The following is a 660-nucleotide window of genomic DNA, read 5'->3' as shown; positions in this document are numbered from 1 at the left end:
AATATCATTTAAAGAATATGTCGAGAATATGCGTTTTAAAAAGCTGCTCGAGAAAACAATTAGAGAAGACATCAACAGACATATTCTTAATGGGTATTTCTATTTAGACGAAAAAGGCAATTTAGCCTGGAAGAAACAGAAAAGGGGATGTTAATGAAAAGACAACAAACTGTATTTGGTTGGATATACGTATTGATTACACAACTGTGTTTAGGAGCTCTAGTATTGGGCTTCTGGATATGGCTTGGTGGATATTTAGCTTGGATTGGATTTGGTAGTCCAGGCATGAAGAATGTATACCACTTGGGTAGTATGGTAATGTTGTGGTCATTCTGCATTGGTATATTCACACTTGTATCAGCAATCATAATTGGGGTTGTACTTAAATTGATTAAGAGGAAATATAATGGGAACTTATAAAATCAAACAATATTTCAAAGAACACGAAGCAATTCAAGCACATCAACGACTGCTTGTTAATGATGAATTCTTTATATTTTATGGACATCATCCGTCTGAACAATCATATTGGTTGCGAATTAAAGCTAATGTAGACTATACAGATCAGCAAGATTTGGTAAATGAAGTCATTGATATCATTAAAAAAGACGCAGATAAGGTTGGAAAAGACCTAGAATTCCAGTATTATTGGGAAGAAAC

1 protein-coding gene is annotated in these 660 nt (G+C 33.8%); it reads left to right on the top strand.

Annotated features, from left to right (window positions below; translation table 11 throughout):
* Positions 1-406: 406 nt before the first annotated feature.
* Positions 407-660, top strand: a 254-nt coding sequence (locus tag N1032_RS25825) for a hypothetical protein (RefSeq protein ID WP_259543473.1), incomplete at its 3' end; no start/stop codon positions are given.

Source organism: Herbiconiux daphne (genome assembly GCF_024979295.1).
Taxonomy (GTDB): domain Bacteria; phylum Actinomycetota; class Actinomycetes; order Actinomycetales; family Microbacteriaceae; genus Herbiconiux; species Herbiconiux daphnes.
Note: the sequence above shows the minus strand (reverse complement) of the source record. Positions and strands in the feature narration are given on the sequence as shown.